This window comes from Nostoc sp. DedQUE04 (genome assembly GCF_034530995.1).
In the GTDB taxonomy this organism is placed as follows: domain Bacteria; phylum Cyanobacteriota; class Cyanobacteriia; order Cyanobacteriales; family Nostocaceae; genus Nostoc.
In genome coordinates this window covers 1-18,158 of the sequence record NZ_JAVRCA010000049.1, presented here as the reverse complement: position 1 = coordinate 18,158, position 18,158 = coordinate 1, and the positions used below count along the sequence as shown (strand labels likewise).

28 protein-coding genes and 1 pseudogene are annotated in these 18,158 nt (G+C 43.1%); 10 read left to right on the top strand and 19 right to left on the bottom strand.

Features of this window, described 5'->3' with window-relative positions; translation table 11 throughout:
- Positions 1-79: 79 nt before the first annotated feature.
- On the bottom strand, positions 80-403 hold the full coding sequence (locus RM049_RS27040) for a hypothetical protein (protein ID WP_322706367.1): 324 nt from the start codon (positions 401-403) through the stop codon (positions 80-82).
- Between the two features lie 128 nt (positions 404-531).
- Here RM049_RS27040 and RM049_RS27035 point away from each other — a divergent pair, with 128 nt between their 5' ends.
- A complete protein-coding gene (locus RM049_RS27035) occupies positions 532-783 on the top strand; it encodes a hypothetical protein (protein ID WP_322706366.1) in 252 nt (83 codons plus the stop codon).
- A gap of 288 nt (positions 784-1,071) precedes the next feature.
- On the top strand, positions 1,072-1,242 hold the full coding sequence (locus RM049_RS27030; protein WP_322706365.1) for a hypothetical protein: 171 nt from the start codon (positions 1,072-1,074) through the stop codon (positions 1,240-1,242).
- 1,074 nt (positions 1,243-2,316) lie between these two features.
- Here RM049_RS27030 and RM049_RS27025 read toward each other — a convergent pair.
- Positions 2,317-2,712, bottom strand: coding sequence for a hypothetical protein (locus tag RM049_RS27025; protein WP_322706364.1), 396 nt, complete (start codon positions 2,710-2,712; stop codon positions 2,317-2,319).
- 170 nt (positions 2,713-2,882) lie between these two features.
- Here RM049_RS27025 and RM049_RS27020 point away from each other — a divergent pair, with 170 nt between their 5' ends.
- Both RM049_RS27020 and RM049_RS27015 read left to right on the top strand, forming a co-directional pair.
- Positions 2,883-3,047, top strand: a complete 165-nt coding sequence (locus RM049_RS27020) for a hypothetical protein (RefSeq protein WP_322706363.1) — start codon at positions 2,883-2,885, stop codon at positions 3,045-3,047.
- Positions 3,035-3,379, top strand: coding sequence for a hypothetical protein (locus tag RM049_RS27015; RefSeq protein ID WP_322706362.1), 345 nt, complete (start codon positions 3,035-3,037; stop codon positions 3,377-3,379). Before RM049_RS27020 ends, RM049_RS27015 begins: the two co-directional genes overlap by 13 nt.
- A 110-nt stretch (positions 3,380-3,489) precedes the next feature.
- On the opposite strand, the gene RM049_RS27010 is transcribed toward RM049_RS27015, so the two are convergent.
- Together RM049_RS27010 and RM049_RS27005 are read right to left on the bottom strand one after the other, a co-directional pair.
- Complete coding sequence (locus tag RM049_RS27010) at positions 3,490-3,804, bottom strand: hypothetical protein (protein ID WP_322706361.1); 315 nt, start codon at positions 3,802-3,804, stop codon at positions 3,490-3,492.
- Between the two features lie 70 nt (positions 3,805-3,874).
- Positions 3,875-4,069 (bottom strand): hypothetical protein, encoded by a 195-nt coding sequence (locus tag RM049_RS27005; protein ID WP_322706360.1) that lies wholly within the window; start codon positions 4,067-4,069, stop codon positions 3,875-3,877.
- Positions 4,070-4,251: 182 nt separating this feature from the next.
- Between RM049_RS27005 and RM049_RS27000 the strand changes: the two genes are divergently transcribed.
- Complete coding sequence (locus RM049_RS27000) at positions 4,252-4,437, top strand: hypothetical protein (protein WP_322706359.1); 186 nt, start codon at positions 4,252-4,254, stop codon at positions 4,435-4,437.
- A gap of 8 nt (positions 4,438-4,445) precedes the next feature.
- Here RM049_RS27000 and RM049_RS26995 read toward each other — a convergent pair whose 3' ends face one another.
- Positions 4,446-4,937, bottom strand: coding sequence for a hypothetical protein (locus RM049_RS26995; protein WP_322706358.1), 492 nt, complete (start codon positions 4,935-4,937; stop codon positions 4,446-4,448).
- A gap of 103 nt (positions 4,938-5,040) precedes the next feature.
- On the opposite strand from RM049_RS26995, the gene RM049_RS26990 reads away from it, so the two are divergent.
- The gene (locus RM049_RS26990) at positions 5,041-5,214 is read left to right on the top strand and encodes a hypothetical protein (RefSeq protein WP_322706357.1); all 174 of its coding nucleotides are present in this window, start codon (positions 5,041-5,043) and stop codon (positions 5,212-5,214) included.
- Between the two features lie 623 nt (positions 5,215-5,837).
- On the opposite strand, the gene RM049_RS26985 is transcribed toward RM049_RS26990, so the two are convergent.
- The 5 genes from RM049_RS26985 to RM049_RS26965 form a co-directional block, all read right to left on the bottom strand.
- Positions 5,838-6,416, bottom strand: a complete 579-nt coding sequence (locus RM049_RS26985; protein ID WP_322706356.1) for a Panacea domain-containing protein — start codon at positions 6,414-6,416, stop codon at positions 5,838-5,840.
- Positions 6,417-6,697: 281 nt separating this feature from the next.
- Positions 6,698-7,588 (bottom strand): pentapeptide repeat-containing protein, encoded by an 891-nt coding sequence (locus RM049_RS26980; protein ID WP_322706355.1) that lies wholly within the window; start codon positions 7,586-7,588, stop codon positions 6,698-6,700.
- Between the two features lie 2 nt (positions 7,589-7,590).
- Positions 7,591-8,022, bottom strand: a complete 432-nt coding sequence (locus RM049_RS26975) for a hypothetical protein (RefSeq protein ID WP_322706354.1) — start codon at positions 8,020-8,022, stop codon at positions 7,591-7,593.
- Positions 8,023-8,300: 278 nt separating this feature from the next.
- Positions 8,301-10,436, bottom strand: coding sequence for a pentapeptide repeat-containing protein (locus tag RM049_RS26970; RefSeq protein WP_322706353.1), 2,136 nt, complete (start codon positions 10,434-10,436; stop codon positions 8,301-8,303).
- 113 nt (positions 10,437-10,549) lie between these two features.
- The gene (locus RM049_RS26965) at positions 10,550-10,759 is read right to left on the bottom strand and encodes a hypothetical protein (RefSeq protein ID WP_322706352.1); all 210 of its coding nucleotides are present in this window, start codon (positions 10,757-10,759) and stop codon (positions 10,550-10,552) included.
- A 102-nt stretch (positions 10,760-10,861) separates the two neighbouring features.
- On the opposite strand from RM049_RS26965, the gene RM049_RS26960 reads away from it, so the two are divergent.
- Positions 10,862-11,305, top strand: a complete 444-nt coding sequence (locus RM049_RS26960) for a hypothetical protein (protein WP_322706351.1) — start codon at positions 10,862-10,864, stop codon at positions 11,303-11,305.
- A gap of 91 nt (positions 11,306-11,396) precedes the next feature.
- Here the strand turns inward: RM049_RS26960 and RM049_RS26955 are convergent, their stop codons facing one another.
- From RM049_RS26955 to RM049_RS26925, 7 genes and pseudogenes are all read right to left on the bottom strand, one after another.
- Positions 11,397-11,996 carry a hypothetical protein gene (locus RM049_RS26955; protein WP_322706350.1) on the bottom strand — a complete coding sequence of 200 codons (600 nt, stop codon included), beginning with the start codon at positions 11,994-11,996 and terminating at the stop codon, positions 11,397-11,399.
- A gap of 17 nt (positions 11,997-12,013) precedes the next feature.
- The gene (locus RM049_RS26950; protein ID WP_322706349.1) at positions 12,014-12,259 is read right to left on the bottom strand and encodes a hypothetical protein; all 246 of its coding nucleotides are present in this window, start codon (positions 12,257-12,259) and stop codon (positions 12,014-12,016) included.
- Positions 12,260-12,368: 109 nt separating this feature from the next.
- A complete protein-coding gene (locus RM049_RS26945) occupies positions 12,369-13,190 on the bottom strand; it encodes a TIGR04255 family protein (RefSeq protein WP_322706348.1) in 822 nt (273 codons plus the stop codon).
- Positions 13,191-13,388: 198 nt separating this feature from the next.
- Positions 13,389-13,619 carry a hypothetical protein gene (locus RM049_RS26940; protein WP_322706347.1) on the bottom strand — a complete coding sequence of 77 codons (231 nt, stop codon included), beginning with the start codon at positions 13,617-13,619 and terminating at the stop codon, positions 13,389-13,391.
- Positions 13,620-14,068: 449 nt separating this feature from the next.
- Positions 14,069-14,254 (bottom strand): annotated as a pseudogene (locus tag RM049_RS39415) (peptidase inhibitor family I36 protein); the annotation flags it as partial.
- A gap of 420 nt (positions 14,255-14,674) precedes the next feature.
- Positions 14,675-15,070, bottom strand: coding sequence for a type II toxin-antitoxin system death-on-curing family toxin (locus RM049_RS26930; protein ID WP_322706345.1), 396 nt, complete (start codon positions 15,068-15,070; stop codon positions 14,675-14,677).
- Positions 15,057-15,680 carry a hypothetical protein gene (locus RM049_RS26925; RefSeq protein ID WP_322706344.1) on the bottom strand — a complete coding sequence of 208 codons (624 nt, stop codon included), beginning with the start codon at positions 15,678-15,680 and terminating at the stop codon, positions 15,057-15,059. The genes RM049_RS26930 and RM049_RS26925 overlap by 14 nt, the downstream gene beginning before the upstream one ends.
- Before the next feature lie 429 nt (positions 15,681-16,109).
- Between RM049_RS26925 and RM049_RS26920 the strand changes: the two genes are divergently transcribed.
- From RM049_RS26920 to RM049_RS26910, 3 genes are all read left to right on the top strand, one after another.
- Positions 16,110-16,244 (top strand): hypothetical protein, encoded by a 135-nt coding sequence (locus tag RM049_RS26920; RefSeq protein ID WP_322706343.1) that lies wholly within the window; start codon positions 16,110-16,112, stop codon positions 16,242-16,244.
- A 218-nt stretch (positions 16,245-16,462) separates the two neighbouring features.
- Positions 16,463-16,948 (top strand): hypothetical protein, encoded by a 486-nt coding sequence (locus RM049_RS26915; protein ID WP_322706342.1) that lies wholly within the window; start codon positions 16,463-16,465, stop codon positions 16,946-16,948.
- Positions 16,902-17,333 (top strand): hypothetical protein, encoded by a 432-nt coding sequence (locus RM049_RS26910; RefSeq protein WP_322706341.1) that lies wholly within the window; start codon positions 16,902-16,904, stop codon positions 17,331-17,333. The genes RM049_RS26915 and RM049_RS26910 overlap by 47 nt, the downstream gene beginning before the upstream one ends.
- Positions 17,334-17,341: 8 nt before the next feature.
- On the opposite strand, the gene RM049_RS26905 is transcribed toward RM049_RS26910, so the two are convergent.
- Positions 17,342-17,722: a hypothetical protein gene (locus RM049_RS26905; RefSeq protein ID WP_322706340.1), complete on the bottom strand. Its 381-nt coding sequence runs from the start codon at positions 17,720-17,722 to the stop codon at positions 17,342-17,344.
- Between the two features lie 4 nt (positions 17,723-17,726).
- Positions 17,727-18,020 carry a hypothetical protein gene (locus tag RM049_RS26900; RefSeq protein ID WP_322706339.1) on the bottom strand — a complete coding sequence of 98 codons (294 nt, stop codon included), beginning with the start codon at positions 18,018-18,020 and terminating at the stop codon, positions 17,727-17,729.
- Positions 18,021-18,158: the final 138 nt, after the last annotated feature.

Genomic DNA, 18,158 nt, shown 5'->3' with positions numbered 1-18,158 from the left:
AAGCCTCGGATATATCCATACTAAAAAACCCGCACATGGCGGGCAATAAGATTTTGGTTTTTCGGGTAGTTTCCCAATTTCAGGAAATTACTGCACGAGAGAGAATTGCGATCGCCCAATCAGGACAGTCTTGGTAAAACCAATTTTTTACTGTTTTTAATTCTGGCGGTTGCGCTCCAGTGCCATCAAAAAAAATTACTATCTGCTGCCTAACAAGGTTGGCGGCTGTGGAAACGTATTCATATTCACCGGGAAATAGTGAGGCGTGGTGTCGGTCAATTAACTTTTGTGCAATAGGGTCGAGTTTTGTTGGCTTACGGCGTGACATAATGCGATCGCTCTCCTGTCGATGTTGTGTTTGCAGGGGGCAAAAGTCTGCTGGTGGTGGTTCACCAGTAGACAATTACAAAATTTAACTTGCTTTTTACAGGCATTGTACCTTAAACCCTACCTAGTGACTACCACTAGGATGCTGTGTGGCAAACTTGAGGATGAAAAACCCTACCAAGTGGATAGCACTAAGGTGAAAATATGGAAGAAAAAGCCGTATATGAAGTAGATATGCCAGAAACAAATGCACCGAAGATGGTTAAAATAACCTTTGCTGTACCAGAGGAGCTTCACCAGCAAATCCTTGATTTAGCAAGCGCAGAAGGATGGAAGCCAGCAGAATTACACAGGGTTGTTTGGGTGTTGGGTTTTAATGCCTATGCAGAGGGAAGCAACAAGCGACTGGTTAATCGCAACTTGCGTAGTAAATCAGCAAAACAGGTGAGTGAGTAGTCAAGCGATGCCTCCGGTGGGCTACTCGGTTTTGTACCAAGTGAATCAAAAACCCTCCTGAAGAATTTTTCAGGAAGGTTTTTGATGTTAGAACGAGCCGTTAATTTCTAGAAATCCGCAGTGCAGAATCTTCCAGATGGCTCTAATGACACATACAAATACTCAAATCTAAATATGGTGGTTGGTGTATAGAGATTTTGACGGAGATTTAAACGTAAACAGATATACTAAATCTGCGCCTTCAACCGAAGGTCACTGTACTCGATTGGCTGATGGAAGGAGAGGGCAATGATCGCCTATTCCATCGGCTCATTGCGTCCAGATCGCAAGCAAGTCCGAGTCTATGCAATATGCGGTAACAAGTGGAAAAGGATGCTGAAGGGTGAGAGCATCGCAAGTCAACTTTCTCTTTTCAACTTATTGGGAAAAAAGCGGCTGGTGAAATATGAAAGAATTTAGCCAGTTCTTCAATATGTCTAGTTGTTAGTTTGCGTCGTTTTTTTAATATGTCTGACACAATGGACTCTGTTTTGAAAATAGGTACTAAATCTTTACATCCATGTTGCGATCGCCTCATATTCGATCCACACTTCGCAGTTAAGACCTCACGCAGAATGAAAACGATCGCAAGTACACAAAAAAAGGTGGGCATTACTCACCTTTGAAGTTTAATTATGTGCGCGAAGCACAATTAAGAATGGAATAATTGCCAAAGCTTCAGCAGTGTTACCAGCAAGGAAAATATTGCTGCGATCGCTGTTAAAATTGGCTGCCAAAATCTACACCTCTGGCGAAACCACCAAAACAGTGAATTTCTGCCCTTTTTCGGTGGAAGTGGGGGCGAGTTCTTTTTTTCAATGGACATAGCTCTATCATGAAAGTGAGTTTAATTTTCGGCCTGGAGAGATTCCGGGCTTTTTTCTGCAAATAGAAACTGCAAACGCAAAAGCCCCAGACTCAAGACAGCCTGGGGCATTCACATTGAATGCGGTCTTATTGCTATTGCTTACAAAATTGACGGAACGTTGCACCTTTTAGACCTCCTTGGGTTTAATCTAGGAGGCTGCCTTGAAGAGAGTGTTTGCAAAAATTCCGGTAGCTAAAAGCTTAATTTTGTGCTGCTTTGTCTAGCCGGGTTCGTGCATACAACTCAAATCACAGATTGCAGTAGCAATTTGCGACAAGCAGTGGACATCTGTAAAAAATACAGCTATTTTGTGCTTCTTCAAGGCTAGCCCTGAAGTTAGGTTGAATGAACGAACACCGAAGCAGCTACGCGGTTCCTTTCCCTTTTTCCGTCCACGAACTTACTGTGGGATTATCGGTCAAAACACCAAATATGCTGCGGGCGTTCGGAACGGACGCAATGGACGGGGGAAAGTAACCAAAATAAAGATAACAAATTTTCAACGTTTGAAGCAAACCTTATGAAAAATTTTTCATGGGGTCAACTCATTTTTTATGGCAGCGATCGCTCTCCTGTTTTACAACCGCACAAAAACAAAACGATCGTTTTTTATCTCACTTTCCTCATCATCTTTCGCTAGCTGCTCGACCGCCGCAACGACTGCTGTCACGAGCAATATCGCTAGGTACGTTACAAACTCCAGATGAAGTGCTTCCACTAGAAAAATTCCTGTAGCTATTCCCACTATAGGTGCTGCTATCGCTAGGTAATCTGTTGTAGCTAGCACCAGTTATAGCGGTGTTATTGATAAGCATTGGTTTAGAAATCAAACCACACAGGCGACTCAAATCAAAAGTACTTGGGGCATCTGTCTTGGCGTAACAGAGCGCTTCATTTGATCCAGTAGGATAGTTACTTCCTTGAAGTGCTTCTTCAAGCCCTGGCTGGCTTTGAGCCAGAACAGAACTCGCAAATGCAGTAACTGTAGATGCAACACTAAGAACTAACAATAAAGAACGCATACTAAAATCTTGTAATTTTTCTTTCTCCTTTGTATGACTTCGGCGGGTAATGCTCTTGCAGAGAAGACACTGAAAATTACGTGAAGATTTTGTGTGCGCTTTGCCGATCGCTCTCCCAAGTGCTAAAACGTTGGTGTTCGCGACAACTCCAAAGAAAGCAATTGAATTATATGCGCTGGAAACGGGTTCTACTAGCCACAGGATTAGGGACGTTAGCTATATTCATTGCTGTGACAGCCTATCGTGAATATCAGATTAGAACCCAAGGTTGGTGCGTCCGCTTCTTTCCCGATGGCAGCAAGAAGGTATTGTACGGTGATGATTGCTGGAAGTAAGTAATCTCGAACAAAAATGGCGTGCAGTTAATGAGCGATCGCGAGTAGACTGTGTGCGTAAAATTATTTTTAAGCCAATGTTCATTGAAGCGAACAACAAGGACGGTAACAGGATTCTGATCAACACTAATGCGATCGCTTATGTCGATTTTGATGCAGATTTTGGCGACTACGTGACAGGTATGCTAATAAACGGAGTTAGAATCCACTTCCAAGCATCAACAGGAGATGGGGAAATACATTACCTAGCGTTTCAGGATTTTGCTGGGAAAGAAGCCGAAAATCTTCGAGCAGGGCTTGCCAAGGCATTGGGTGTTAGTCGATTTTCGTAATAAGCGCAAAGAGCAGATACTAGGCGATCGCAAGACCACCAAAAAGCAGAACCCTGTGGAAAATTTTCCATAGGGTCTTGGTGAAAATGAAGGATGAAGTGAAAGCTTTTTTAACTGGATTCCATTGGATCTTCTCTGCCAATGCCAAGCGATCGCAGTTTAGCTTTGACATCTTCCCTGCTTTGTCCACAATAGTGGTACTTTTTATCTCTGAAATTTGCTAAATAAAAGCCGGCTTTTCCGCCATTAATCCGAAACAAATTGATAACTGCCTGTTGTTCGGTAACACCATAAGACGCAGCAATGTCATCATCTTTAACTTCGTCAGACGCTATAAAAACCTCTGTATTTTTGATAAACCAGCGTCCTGCTCTACACTCAAAAATTCGGAAGTAGCTTGGATAGATGATAGTGCAGTCATTCATATTCGCCAAATTTGATAGAATGCATAAAACTCAGGAAAACCCCTATTGGGGTAGGGGTTTTCTCTATGGATTAACCTTCTTGAGGTTCATCCTGGGAACCGTCTAACTCAGGCGGATTTACTTCGATCTCCCGTTCGCCTGTACCAAGGTTTTCTTTAAACCACCTTTGGTCTTCGGTTAGCGGGTTTTCGTTTTCAATCTTCTCGAAGATATCAATGTCCGATGGCTTAACATCTTCTTTTTTTCCGTTTCCTGATTGACTCATTTACTCACCTCCTTAATTTGAGGGTGTAACTTTTTCCCTCATACATCTATCTTAATCCGTGGGGACATGGATTTAAAGGGAGTTTCGCATAAATTTATTGCATTATTTTGTTACTCACCATTACAAAAGTTCTATACCACGGGGACGTGGCTGCAATATATAATAGAAGCAATTGGAGGTGAATGATGCAAAAAATACGAAATAATCAAGGAAAATTTACTACAGACAGAGCAGAGGCGAGAGACGCCAAGCTAAGTTTGAGAATAGAACCATCCGTTTTAGAAAAAATTCAAGCGATTCCAGATTGGCAAGAGAAAGTACGATCACTGCTTTATGGATTGGTCGAGCGAAACGATCCGCCTTCGTGAAAAATTTTTCAGGAACCCAAATCAGGCAAAATCACGCGAGCTTTTAAATTATGATTGGGGCTTGAAAGTTCCTTTCTAATTCTTTCTTCAAGCAGGACAAGCCAATCAATTCGCCCCATCTGGGCTTCCCAATGTAGATCCGGGATTTGTGGCACGTGTCCCAATACAAGCGCGCTTAACGCGACCATTTTAACTGCGTTGCGTGATGCGAGTTCTGCAAAATTGGCTCCGCGTTGAGCGCTGCCTTCGAGATCGACATCCCAAATACCCAAAGGATCGCTAGTACCATTACGCCATAGCCGCCAGACCGCAAAGCGATGCGTGAGTACAGAATTGCGTTGATACTCCATCGTTGGGATGCAGATAGGGGTTCCTTGGATAAATCCCAACCAATTCTGTATGGAATTCTCGGAGATAATCAAGCGTGATGAGATAATCGCATTGCCCGTGGATTGAGGTGATGCGGTAGGTTGCTCTCTCGCCTGGGGTATCGCGTTCAATTCGCAATACGGCGCAGTCTTTTCCATACCACTGCTTGATGATTTTAGGCTTTGTGCGGCGTTTTTTCTTGGGCTTGAATAGCTGCTTAATCCATTGCTGTAATTGTTGGAACCACGCCACATTATTCTCGCCCCTTGGTCAAAAATTGCCCTAAAGCAAGAGCGATCGCATCGGTTGGCAATCCCAAAATCCCAGCAATCAGAACAACACACGGGTAAAAGATTTGGGCGTTTAATTCACGAGAGGCGATCGCAAATTCAATTCCAGATTTATTGAATTTAAAGGAAATGTCGGTGGACTGAGCAAAGGCTGGACAGGTTGATTAACTTTATGGCTGAATCTATGGCTACAGTCACTAGAAGTCCGCGAAGCCTGACCGTACAAACTCCCAACCCTGTGATGATGCTGCCAAGATCATGAATGATTTTTCAAGGGGTCAACTCGTGGGCGCAGGGTTGTAGATGTTGGAAAATTTTTCAAGGATGAAAGAAATGTTCTATTTCTAATCGTCAGATATGCCAAGAAAATTTTTGATAATCCTTTTATATTTCTTTTTTATTTGCTCAGATTTCACACCACCCATCTGTATTTGATACAGAATGTTAGGCGAGCATTTCCCTTTTGGTTGACACACACCAGAATCTATCAGTCTAGAAATGTCATTTTCACTATATTCTCTAGGAAAATTATAAGCTATGAATGATTCCTGAATTATGAAGCTAGGGACGCTTAATCCAGGTTTTAGAATGCATGACGTGTCCGAGTTTGGATGCCTTTTGCTAGCGTTTAAAAATAAATACCTGTTCTCATCTATTGCAACAACAGCAATATATAAATGCATTCCATTTGGCGGTGTGTCCAAAAGGAATGCATCTCCAAGGTTTATAGGACTAATATTACTAGCCATTCAACACCCAGTCTAAGTAATCTTCTCTTTCAAACTCTTCGCGGATACGCTCTATGTCCTCATCAGTTTTTCCTACATTTTTGAGAACTTCTTCAACAGATATAGGAATAGCGCTTCCATAAGGATTTACCCATTCTGGAAATAGATGAGTTGTTTCCGCTAAATCAAAAGGATCTATGTGTCCATATTTTGCATAGACCTGTTCAATGATTTTCACTTCTGCCTCGGAAAGCTCATCGTCTCCCGGATATTCCCGCAGAGAAACAGTATAGTCAGCATAAATTTTGTAGCGAGGATCGCGTGAGGAAATATACCTCGACCATAGATCCTTGGCACCAGGAACATCTAAGCCCTTGATCAAATCATAGACACGGCTAAGGACGGGGCCATAATTCATTGATACATATCGGTCGCCAGTAATTGGCTGCTCTAAACGCTCTAAAGCAATCCGATCTGCCATGTAAAGCAACTTGAGCAAACCTAAATATGACATAGGTTTGCCATGAAGCTTCAAAAATAAACATGCCACTTCAACAGCTTTCTCAGGATGAAATTTAAACCGTATTTCCATATCAACCAGGTTTTAGTACTATTGTACTATTTTGAGAAAACTCCAAGCTCAACACTCCTACTAAAACTTTATTACCATAGCCCGAACTTGATCAAAGTTTTTTAATTCACGCGGATGATAGTGAAAAACTTTTCACAAACTTCAAAGTATCATCAGTGCATTCGCCAGCGCTGCAATCAGTAAGAGCTATTATCTGCTTGGCTTCAGTTAGCCAAGAACGATGGAATAGCGGCGGTAAACTACGTCCTAAAGGATTATGAAAAATTTTTCACTCCTGTTTCTTATCTTGGACTCCGAACTGGGGGGCGATCGCCAAAAATTGCCCCTCGTTTCTCTAGGTCATACCTCATATCCTTTGTAAGCCCTATGCTGTCTCCAAATAAGGCATTTGTAACAATAGTGCCACTCAGATTGGCACCGCTCAGGTAGGTACGGCTCAGATCGGCACCGCTCAGGTTGGCACGGCTCAAGTCGGCATCGATCAGGTCGGCATCGCTTAGGTTGGCACTGCTCAAGTCGGCATCGCTTAGGTTGGCACTGCTCAAGTCGGCATTGCTCAGGTTGGCACCCCTCAGGTAGGCACGGCTCAGGTTGGCACTGCTCAAGTCGGCACTGCTCAAGTCGGCATCGATCGGGTAAGCACGGCTCAGGTTGGCACTGCTCAAGTCGGCACGGCTCAGGTTGGCACGGCTCAGGTTGGCAAGGATCAGGTTGGCACTGCTCAAGTCGGCACGGCTCAGGTTGGCACCGATCAGGTTGGCACCGATCAGGTTGACACGGCTCAGGTTGGCACGGCTCAGGTAGGCATGGCTCAGGTTGGCACTGCTCAGGTTGGCACTGCTCAGGTTTTTAGAAACCCGAAAAGCACCACTTAAATTGCCATGAATCAGGTTTACAAAAACTAAGTTGAGTTTAATTGGATTACTGTGAAAACTCAGGTTTTGGTTTTCAGAATCTATTTTAGAGATTGTAAGTCTCTTTTGTTCGCTCCAAGCGACAAATACAGTACCCAAGCAAACGCTCAAACTGATGACAAAGGCTGATGGATTACCTCCAGTTAGCAGTAACACGAACAGAAAACCAGCGCCAACTTGAGCCGTTTGTTTAATTAGCGAACTCAGTCCTGCTTTAGCATCATCAAAATTGATATCTCTACGGTTTTCCAGAGCCATGTTTACTTTTTACCGTTTCTTAAATCATTCCAATCTGCCCAGAATCGACCAATTATTCGACCTGCAATTAAGATCCACAGTAGAAAGTCCGATGCCACTATGATAAAGCAGGCATAACGTGAAGCACCTAAAGCATTTTCTTTAAGGCAAAGACCAAAATTAGAAAAGCTTGTATGAAAAATCTTCTCTCCGATGAAGTCAGGGATTTTAAGAAGAATACAAAGAGCGATCGCATCTTGGATAGACAGATAAACAGTTTTCCAGTAATCCCCTATCAAACTTTGACCCAATAAATTCATAGGCTCCCAAATGCTTTTCAGGATTCTTTCTGTGCACTTACCTGCTTTTGTCTGCATCTGCACGGGTTGTTGAGCAGGAGTCTGTGCAGGCGGTGAAACTGGTTGAGGGGGCTGGGGATTTTGTGGTTGAGTCATCCAAAGACAGCACGAGTGCGGACGCGCTTAGATTCTATCACTCTATTTTCTGAAGCAATGCTCCTGATTTGCAAAAGTATAAGCGATTAAGGCATGAAATGAGCGATCGCTCTTGCGTTGGGGGTTATGAAAAATTTTTCAGGAGGTGGTTAAGTTGTGGGGGCGGGGGATGTTAACCGAATCGTATTGGTCATAATCGGAGATATCGAACTCCTAAGAAAACGCAGTTTTCTTTCGCCCTTCCCGTAGGTGCGCTTTCGTTGGAGACTCACGTTAAATTACCCTAAACCGAATAATTTAGAAATCGCAGGTAATAATTTATTACCCGCTTCTACTAGCGAGGCAACAGCAGGTAAGCCAGAAAATATCCCTTTCAACATGGTGACTGCATTTTTTGCCGTTTTTTGCTTAGTCGATTCTTGGGGATTTTTACTAGCTTCGGCTAAAGCTTGTATTTGTATTAATGCATCAGCTTTGTCTGTTTCGGGCAAATCTGCCGACTGTGAAATTGCTTCTTGTAACTGCGTCAACAGTTCTTTGATTCCCGGTTTTTCGGTATCTGGTGCATCAGGTAACTGATTGAGAGCAATACTCACATTACCGCTAATGGTTCCTAGATTAGCAACAGAACTATTACCAGCGATACCGCTAACATTACTGCTACCTTGAATACTGATGCCGCTAATATCAGACATGGTAGGATTTCCTTGTATATGATATTTAGACTGTCCAAGTCCAACTTGAATCGTAGTTACTAACTGACTAATAAAACTATCTTTTTCTACCAGCAATAATTGCTGACTCTGCGATAAAGCTTTGAGTCGATTATAGTCATCAAAATATTCTGCACTGAGTTGAGATTTATCGCTATCTGCGGCGGTTTTGGCTCTGAGCAAGATTTTATCATCGCCGCGTTTCTCCATTGCCACGATTTCTAACTCGGCTTCGGGATGGTTTTCGGCGAGGTTTTTGAAAGCAATGGCAATGGCGCGGGGGTCAACGCCTTGATTATGGTAAAGGTCGAGTGTGTCAAAAATCGGCTTGATAAAGTCGGCAAAGTCACCGTCTACAAATACCTCTTGTTTATTATCAGGTTTGCGGAGGGGGTCAGGGTCATATGCAGTGGGTAAACGCATGAAGACATATTCACACTTCACCCCATGCAATTTAGTTGTATTTGTAATGCCCCAATCCTCAATGAAAGCTCCAGTGAGTGTTGCACCTGTTAAATCTGTGCTGTCTAGTTGCGTTTGCTTCAGTTTTGCTCTTGACAAATCGGCATCTTGCAAATTCGTTTCGCTGAGATCAGCACCAATAAAACTTGCATCTGCTAAATTTGCTAATTGTAAGTTGATACCCCGCAGATTTTGACCATCAAAGTTTTTGTCCTGTCCCTGTCTTGTAACCAGCAGTTGACGTATTTGTGGGTTTTTAAGATAGGTTGAGCCAGGGCGAACACGGTCAAGCATTTTGGCTTGATGCCAACGGCTATAGATAAGAATAGTGTTGCGGAAATCTGTACTTTTGAATGTAGCTTGGGAGAAATCAGCACCTGTTAAGTCAGCGTAACGAAAACTTGTACCTCCTATTGCAGCAAAGGCAATCGCGATATTACGAATCAAGGAGTGCTTTTGATCTCCTTTCATAGCTCGCCAGCTGATGTAGATACTAAATAACGTTCCAGCAACGGCGACGGCGACAGCAACGGCGACGGCAACGGCGACGGCGACGGTGAAGGCAAAGGCTCCAGGGACGGCTCCGGTGATGGCGAAGGCTCCGGCATTTGCGACGGTGAAGGCAAAGGCGAAGACGACGGCGAAGGTGATGGCGATGGTGAAGACGACAGCCAAGGCGACGGCTCCGGCGACGGCAACGGCGAAGGCTCCGGCAAAGGCTCCAGCGAATGCGACGGCGACGGCTCCGACTCCGATGACAGCTGCGGCTCCGGCGACCAAGGGGACGGCGACGACGGCGACGACAGCGGCTCCGGCGACGGTGATGAGGACGACTCCAGCGACGACTCCGGTGACGGCTCCAGCGACGGCTCCGGCTCCTAAACCAGATGCTACTCCTTGGCGAATTGTGACGAAGAAAAAGGCAATTAATACGATTAGGGCAGTCCAGGCGAGAATCTGATTTGGTAAAGAAGTATCAAATATTAGTGACACCAAATAACCATTGACAGCCCATAAAAATCCTGACAGTCCCGACAGCAGGCACGAGACAAGGACTAGGGAAATTACCCAACGGCGTTGCAGTCCAGCTTTGGCATGGTTAAAGTTTGCCCCTGTCAAATTAGCACCGCTGAAGTTTGCCCCTCGGATGTCGGCATAGCTAAAGTTTGCACCTGCAAGGTCTTTTCTACCTTTGAATTTGCGACCTCGGAGATTTTGATGGGAGAAGTCTTCAGCCATGTTCCATTTTATGGAGGTGAGCAAATTTTACTACACGCTCACTGCTTTCAATTCAGGAATCATCAAACAATACGAATTTTCAACTCAACCTTGGTCAGACTAGGCTGTTAGAGTTATGTAATAGTTATGTCAAAGTTGAATAAACGAGCTATGGCGCGATCACCAAAAAAGACCCGATCGCCATTCAAACTGCCCAGACTAATCTGGATATCGCCAATAAACAAATTGACCTCAGCAATGAGCGCGTCGCCAGTGCCCAAGCCAACGTTAACGATCAACCTGAGATTGCTGCCAATGCGACCCAAGAACAGAAAGTTACCCAAGGGACGGAAGCTCTAAATCTGCAAGCTGGTGAATCAAGGCGCAGACGCGGCGCGGCAATAGATTTAGTAGAAACTGGGGAGCGTGCTGGCAAACCAATAAGTTTGTCAGAAGCTGAGAAAAACCGAACTCCAGAGTTAGCACTTCCACAAAAGATTGACATCAACCAGATGCCCAAACTTGACCTGAAGCCTGGTGAGAATGTTTTTGAGGCTTACCAACGGCAACGAGAGGGGATGAAGTTACCAGCACCGGGGGCAGGATTGTCTAGTAGTAAGGTTGATATTCCGCCAATTGATAAAACCGCTCTTGCTGTAAATTCAACCACCATTCAGCCGCGTGAGGCATCTGGAGGTAATCAATTTGTGGAGGCGCTGAAAATGGCAAACCAAGGCATTGAGCAGAGGTTAGATGCTTTAAATAGTGCGATTATCACATTGGCTAACACACCGCGATCGCTTAGTATCTCTTCACCTAACCCCATTGATGATGCAGCAGACTTTATGAACAGAATTGGAAGGGGGCAAGTAGTAGCTGCAAGAATGTGAAAAATTTTTCATAAGGTGGAATCGTTGATTTAAATAATTTTTAGATTTGTCTACTCCACTCAATCAACTTCCCGCGCTTAAAGATAAAACTTTAACTTCCTCGTTCGCTTTCGTATTGAGAAGGCAATCCAACTCTGCCATGAAAGCTATGATATCGCCTAGAAAAATGTTCTAGGTAGGGACTACATAAAACTGCCCGCCGCTTTGTTATTCCTAAGCTAATTTGACGGTATAAGGTTGCTGCATCAATTCCAAAAACCTTCTTAAAATCAGCCGTTAGCTCAGGTAAGCCTACTTGTTCTAACTCACATTCAACAGGAATTGTTTCAAAAAAATAAAACCTTTCATGACGATGAGTTCTAACAAAGTTCCACTCTGTACTATTCATAGTATTTTTATCTGCTATGTCTCTAACTTCTCGCGCTGTTGCAATCTCACATAAAATCACAGAATTTAGCAGTTTTGGCGATTGAATATCACTACTTTGTCTAGCTCTATAATCCCAATCCAAATCACAATCTTGTGTAATAAGAATCGCGTAAGGATGAACAACTTGCTCAAAAGATAATTCTTGTGCCTCTAGTGATAGTTCACCAACAACAGGGTTATACTGAATCACATTTGTCAGTATCTCTCCTTGCCTTAGAGAACCATCTTTAGTTGACAGTTGGTAGATAGCTTGTTTTCTCATGCACCAAATTTAACAAGCTATGATTCTAAAACAATAGGCGGTCTAACTTTTGCAGATTTCAATTTACCCTTGATGCTGCTAGCTGGAATAGTAGGAAGATTAGCTTGGGGAAAGCGATCGGAATAAAAATCAGCAATTCCTTTAAGTTCGTCAGCAGCTTCCTCCAAAGCAGATTCTGGCAGAGATTGGAGAATAAACAAGCATTTTAGTAGCGCAATTAATGTGGTGCGAGGAAGACGATTCCAGTCAGTTCTGAAAGACACAGAAGAACCCGACATCATTAAATCAAACGATGGATACTGTATTACAAGCGTTTTCCCACTTTCTCTATCAAGGACAAAGTTTTTTGCAGAAATTCCTGTTGAAGTCTCGCTATATTTCTGTAGTTTTAACTGCCTGGGGTCGCATAGCGTTATGGAGGGTATCTGTGATACTCCATCTAAAAAGCTTTCTCGCTGATTGGTTGAATTGATTAAGTATGTTCCAGGCATTTTCACCTCTCTCTATTTTTTTTTCTATATAAAAATCAGTATCTAGTAAATAAGCAATCTCATCCTTATTTGTTTCTGGTTCTTTCACAGAAACAAACCCGTGCTTGAAATTGACTTGACCATGTTCAGCTTTCAATATTAGATTCTTAATCATTAACTGAATTGAGGGTGCAAGCTCTGAATTGTATAACTCAGAGGCAATATTTTCTCCAATCAAGTCTGACCAATCTTTATCCTCAAGCCCTAGCTTTGAGCGAATGATCAAGTCTTGATATTGAAGTCCCACCCTTGTGTAAAAAGATGGTTTATATATTCTTTCAAAAACCTCGACAGCTTCTCTAAAGCGTTTTTCAAACAGTTCGTACTTCTCGTATGCGGATGTGCTTATAGTAATAAAATCCTTAGAAATAGATAACTGCCATTTCTGGTCTTCAGATTTGAAACTATAGGATAAATCGCTTAACAGAGGTATGCCAAATTGTTGAATTGCTTGGGAGATTTCAGATGGAACCTGCGGTTGCATACTCTCGAAAAGCGGGTATTGAAACCTTATCTCATCCTGAAACTCAACTGGTTCCTGGCGAGAAATCTTAAGTATGGGTGGAAACCGCAATTGACACGCAACCTGAATAAGGGGATTGCGCTCATAGATTACACGCTCAGACTCAGGTAAGTGCAACAAAGCCGTTTTTCCACAAAGCATACTATTGTAGTTTTAGCTTAGATTAAAAAGCAGTAAACCACAACGGCACAAAAAAAAGACAAGTTTTGCATCATTTCTGTCTTGCGATCGCCTTGACCTCAGTCCCCAATCCCGCGACAGCTACGGCAGCCCACACGTTGTCTTCTTGCGACCGCCCAAGGTGAGCCAAAATTTTTCAGCTACCCAAAAGCTATCGCTTCAAGAGCATACCTGTGCGCTTGGACACTTAAGTATCCAATACAGTAGGCGAAAGACTTGAGCGATCGCCCTCACCAAATTGTTACCTCTGTTATGTGGATAACTTGTGGATAATTTCAGTTTCTTGAAGAGCGATCGCCCTCGTCCAAATCGCTTTTTGACTAACTTCTTCCTTATTGAAAGCGTTAGCGCAGCTCGCCGAACGCGCAGAGCGTCTTGTAGAGAAGGCATCGCTCTTGTATTGAAGTTTATGAAAAATTCTTCAGGTTCGCTTATCGTGGACTCCTGACCGGAGGGCGATCGCCAAAAATTGCCCCTCGTTTTTCAAGGTCACGCCTCACGGTTAACCAAATACCACTAGAACCGCCTTGAAGTTGGCTGAGATAGCTTTTAGATTATTAAACCTATTATTTATTCAATTAAATACCCCTTTCAAGGTCATCCTGAAGGGGTAATCATTGGGTATTGGGGTATAGGGTATGGGGAATGAGGGCGATCGCACTTTCACTGAACATGTGAACTACTACATCTCAGCAGGATTTCAGCGAACTCGTCTTGTTGTCGATGCGCTCGATCGCTAGGTTGGCGCGGTAGCCGCCCGCAGACTGCCGTAGTAACAGCGTCCTGTAGTTCGCACCGTCGTATAGACACCATGCGCTGCCAGTCCGGTTCCAGATTGACGTGACCTTGTTGTTGAACACATATCCACCGATCGGGTTAGCCAGATTGGCAGAACCTTTGGCGAAATACGCAAAAGACCCGTTGTAGGTGGAGTTCGTCCAGATGCAGAACTTGCCGGAGGGGCAGTCGGCCGAGTTGGCGGTCGCCGGGGAGGCGATGCCAACGGCGGTGACTAGGGAGGTCATCGCGAGCAGCAGCGTTAGGGCGGGGCGTGCAGTCTGTCGGGAGCGTCGCGAAGCGGCGACGCTCTTATCGGCGGATGTTATGGGTCGCTCCTTCATCAGTTTTTCATTCCTCTGATATACATCTTTAAGTACATATTAGAAATAATTTTTTAGCCTAACATCAGCGATTAGGGGGTTGCCAAGTGTCAAATATCTAGCATTTAGACAGATGATATCGGCGTTATTGGAGTTTTAGATTGTAATTACTGTAGCGGCGTTCAAATTGATGTAGTCTTAGGTTGTGGGGCGTAGATGTCGGTAAATGAGGATTTGACGACATCCCTATGAGGAAGAAGACAGCCAAAAATTAGCGATCGCGCTTACGATCAAGAACTACGGCATCGTTGACTGACTCAAGCCAATTAGATAATTGCAAGGGTGCTAAATAAGGCTTGTTATATAATTTTTCAATATATTAGGCAGTTCTTCCTTGGTGATTTCATGCGTAACTACCTGTACCGTTAATTTCTCAGCTTCTTCTTCTGTGATTTCAATATCGTAATCATTCACATTTAAAAAAGTCACCATAGCAGCAAAAGCAGTGCGTTTGTTACCTTGCTCAAAAGCGTGATTGCAAGCTATGTGAAATAGGTATGCAGAGGCCTGTTCGTAAATTGTGGGATGGAAATATTCTTCGCCAAAACCTGCCTCTGGTTGGTAAAGAGCGGATTCCAATGAACCTTCATTTAATATGGTTAATGACTCGCCAGTTTCACTGACGAGTTCATCATGTATGCGGATTACGTCTTCTTTTTTAAGGAATTCAGGATGCTGCAAGTCTCTTGTAAACCGATTCCCATTTTTTCATTGTTGATAGGAAGATTAACATAGTTTCTGATTCTTGAGGAGTTATGTCTCCTAAATCGAATGCGTTAACCTCCTCTTGGGAGAATGCATTGACTCGCAACCCTGCTTCAATCAGCGACTTTAGATTATGTTTTAGGGCTTCTACTACAACATAGCTGCTTTCTTTTTTGGGAGTTTCACTACCAACTAAGTTTTTGATTTCCTTATATAAAAGAACACCACCTGATGTTAGCCTTTTGATTGCTTCTGTTCCCTCTTTTCCTAAAAAGAAATCCCAGTCTGTCTCTAAAATTTCTTTTAAAAGGAAAATACATTTAACGAAGTATAGGTTTGTTGATTCCTCTTTGGTCGTTTCCCTAATTTTGTTAAGTAGTTTGACAAGTCTATGAAGTTTTTCTTGAAGTTGAGCTATCACTTGCCCAAGTTCATCCTGTGAAATGTCTCTGGTGTTAGCTATTTCAGCTAGTTCGGCACTGACCTGATGTTGTGCATTAGGAAAATGCAGGCATTGCTCAAACAGCTCTACTTGTGCTTGAAGTGTTGAGATTGTTTCTTGTGTGAGCATGAAGCCTTGTGTCATTACCTTACGACCCCTACAGCCAGAATTAGCTTATTCACTTTTACTGCCCAGAAAAACCCTTTAACCTTACTAGGGATACAGGATTGTTGTATTTCTGGGATATATCCACTATATCTATAGTACTTGTATATCTCTATTGCGGTGTCACCGCATTGTCGTTATATCTCTACTGTAATAGCACCATAATGACGTTATATCTCTACTGTGGTGTCATCGCATTGTCGTTATATCTCTACTGTAGTGCCACTATGTTGCTGCTGTAATGCCATTATCTTAGCTGTTATCGGCTCTGCTCTAATCTCACTAGAGATGAGGGCGATACAGCATAAAAGTGAGTTTTTTATGCTGGCTTAGGGAAGAAGCTGGAAAATTTTTCAACTATTCTTTGCTCTGCCTAGTAAGAGTGGATACTTAAATATCCGAGCAAAAATGTATGCCCTTAGAGCGATCGCCGCCGTCGCCATATCCTTGTTTTGGATGAGCTGTAACAAGGCGCAGTGGTTGAAAAATTCTTCAACAAGTGCAGCGATGTCCTTGTTTGGAATGCTCGACTTGATTGGATAACTAGTTATCCAATTGCAAAACAAGCCGATCGCGCTTTGATTGCTTCTGTAACAGAAATAATCAAACATCCGTCTCCAATTGACTGCGGAAGACAGTCAGGCTCTATTGTCGTAGAATAGTGTATACACGCGGTAAAAAAGCTGTAAATATAGTTTGTCAAGGTCAAACAGTTCTTAATTGGTGTTGTCCAAAGGCGCAGAAAGTAGGAGAGTGTAGCGGTGTCCACTGCGATCGTGATTTTTACTCATGAGTTTGAGCAGATCCGGCAAAGAAAGATTGGTTCATCATCGAATTTTGAGCAATTAACAGCCAAAAATCGTAAATTAACCCATAGAGTTAAGCAGGAGTGGAACAATCTTTCTGTTGAAGACCGCGAGGGATTAAAAGAATTTGCGTATGATTGGCTTGAACCACCAGCAAAAGGTGTGTTTAACTTGCAACTGCAAATTCGGGTAATAATTTATTTCTTATATTTGCACGTAACTAATCAAAGAGAAGCTTTCAGGTCTTGCATGAAGGCTATAAATACACTAGTTGAAACTATTTTGGATGCTGTTGAGCGCGAAGATCCGCACTATCAAGCGGTTTTATCTGATACCCTAGAACAATTGTACTCAGGTGCAATCCAGGGTGAAGAGTTAAAACCGGAGGAAACCCGTGACTGGTTGCGAAGCTTATCAGACGAGGCGCTTGGAGAGGTTTAATACTAGCCTCAAAAAACTAATCAAAAGCCACTACCGTAAAAACGAAAGAGCTAGAGATTCTTTTCTGGAATTAGTAGAACACTACATAGACAAACTCCGTGAGAATCCTAGCTCTAATTCATTTTCAGAGGATGAAGGATTTCCTAAAGGGTCACATCAAGCTGACTTTAAATTCAGGAAAATCAAGTTTAGAACACCAGAATTAGATGGTAATGCTGGGCAATGTCGCTTCATGTATGTGGTTCATGATGCAAAGCGCATTGTTTATTTGCTGTGGATATACACCCACGAAGAATTTCGTAAAAGACCGTCTGACGACGATTTAAGAAGAGAATTTGTAGGCATCCAACAAGAATCAGAGCAGGAACAAGTAAAGCAAGAGTGAAAAATTTTTCACATTCCCTGAGCCATAACCTGACCGCGACCAAGTTTATTTATCAAGTCCGCAGTATCATCAATTGGGTTTGCGCTAGAGACAGAAATACTGCGCGGCGTGTTAGCCAAAGTGATAATCGCACTACTCAAAGCGTCCAACCTTTGCTCAATCCCCTGATTCGCCATTTTCAACGCCTCTACAAACTGATTGCCGCTACTAGTATCACGCGGTTGAATGGCGGTTGATTTGATTGCCTGGGAAGTTGTATCGATTGGCGGCATATCAGCCTTCGTAGCAGTTGGTAACTTCACTCCAGTGGAGGGCAACTTCATTTCTTCTCGTTGTCGCTGGTAAGCTTCAAAAATATTTTCTCCCAGCTTGAGTTTCAATTCAGGCATTTGGTTAATGTCGATTTTTTTGGGGAAGTGCCAAGTCTGGACTAACTCGCGATTTCTCAGCTTCCTCCATGCTTATTGGTTTACCCGCTTTTTCACTAGTCTCAAACAAATCTATTGCAGCGCCGCGTCTGCGCCTAGATTCACCAGCTTGAAAGTTTTGGGTTTCTGTGCCTTGGGTGATTTTCTGCTCCTGAGTTGCATTTTTCTCAATCTCAGGTTGGTCATTGAGGTTGGCTTGGGCACTGGCTACACGCTCGTTGCTAAGGTCGATTTGCTTATTGGCAATGTTGCAGTCCATCGATAAACAATAAAGTGCGATCGCACCTCTTGTACCCCAATGTAGATGCGCTCTTATTTACCCCTCTTCTGTCACTTTCCGAGATAAGCAAGTAGTAAATAACTGAAATTATCCAGAAGATAAAAAAGGTTTAAATTG

Coding starts and splice junctions, on each gene's coding strand:
- RM049_RS27035 (WP_322706366.1), top strand. CDS start 532: ATGGAAGAAAAAGCCGTATATGAAGTAGATATGCCAGAAACAAATGCA.
- RM049_RS27030 (WP_322706365.1), top strand. CDS start 1,072: ATGATCGCCTATTCCATCGGCTCATTGCGTCCAGATCGCAAGCAAGTC.
- RM049_RS27025 (WP_322706364.1), bottom strand. CDS start 2,712: ATGCGTTCTTTATTGTTAGTTCTTAGTGTTGCATCTACAGTTACTGCA.
- RM049_RS27020 (WP_322706363.1), top strand. CDS start 2,883: ATGCGCTGGAAACGGGTTCTACTAGCCACAGGATTAGGGACGTTAGCT.
- RM049_RS27010 (WP_322706361.1), bottom strand. CDS start 3,804: ATGAATGACTGCACTATCATCTATCCAAGCTACTTCCGAATTTTTGAG.
- RM049_RS27005 (WP_322706360.1), bottom strand. CDS start 4,069: ATGAGTCAATCAGGAAACGGAAAAAAAGAAGATGTTAAGCCATCGGAC.
- RM049_RS27000 (WP_322706359.1), top strand. CDS start 4,252: ATGATGCAAAAAATACGAAATAATCAAGGAAAATTTACTACAGACAGA.
- RM049_RS26985 (WP_322706356.1), bottom strand. CDS start 6,416: ATGGAAATACGGTTTAAATTTCATCCTGAGAAAGCTGTTGAAGTGGCA.
- RM049_RS26980 (WP_322706355.1), bottom strand. CDS start 7,588: ATGGCTCTGGAAAACCGTAGAGATATCAATTTTGATGATGCTAAAGCA.
- RM049_RS26975 (WP_322706354.1), bottom strand. CDS start 8,022: ATGACTCAACCACAAAATCCCCAGCCCCCTCAACCAGTTTCACCGCCT.
- RM049_RS26970 (WP_322706353.1), bottom strand. CDS start 10,436: ATGGCTGAAGACTTCTCCCATCAAAATCTCCGAGGTCGCAAATTCAAA.
- RM049_RS26955 (WP_322706350.1), bottom strand. CDS start 11,996: ATGAGAAAACAAGCTATCTACCAACTGTCAACTAAAGATGGTTCTCTA.
- RM049_RS26945 (WP_322706348.1), bottom strand. CDS start 13,190: ATGCTTTGTGGAAAAACGGCTTTGTTGCACTTACCTGAGTCTGAGCGT.
- RM049_RS26940 (WP_322706347.1), bottom strand. CDS start 13,619: ATGCCTTCTCTACAAGACGCTCTGCGCGTTCGGCGAGCTGCGCTAACG.
- RM049_RS26925 (WP_322706344.1), bottom strand. CDS start 15,680: ATGACACAAGGCTTCATGCTCACACAAGAAACAATCTCAACACTTCAA.
- RM049_RS26920 (WP_322706343.1), top strand. CDS start 16,110: ATGTATGCCCTTAGAGCGATCGCCGCCGTCGCCATATCCTTGTTTTGG.
- RM049_RS26905 (WP_322706340.1), bottom strand. CDS start 17,722: ATGCCTGAATTGAAACTCAAGCTGGGAGAAAATATTTTTGAAGCTTAC.
- RM049_RS26900 (WP_322706339.1), bottom strand. CDS start 18,020: ATGGACTGCAACATTGCCAATAAGCAAATCGACCTTAGCAACGAGCGT.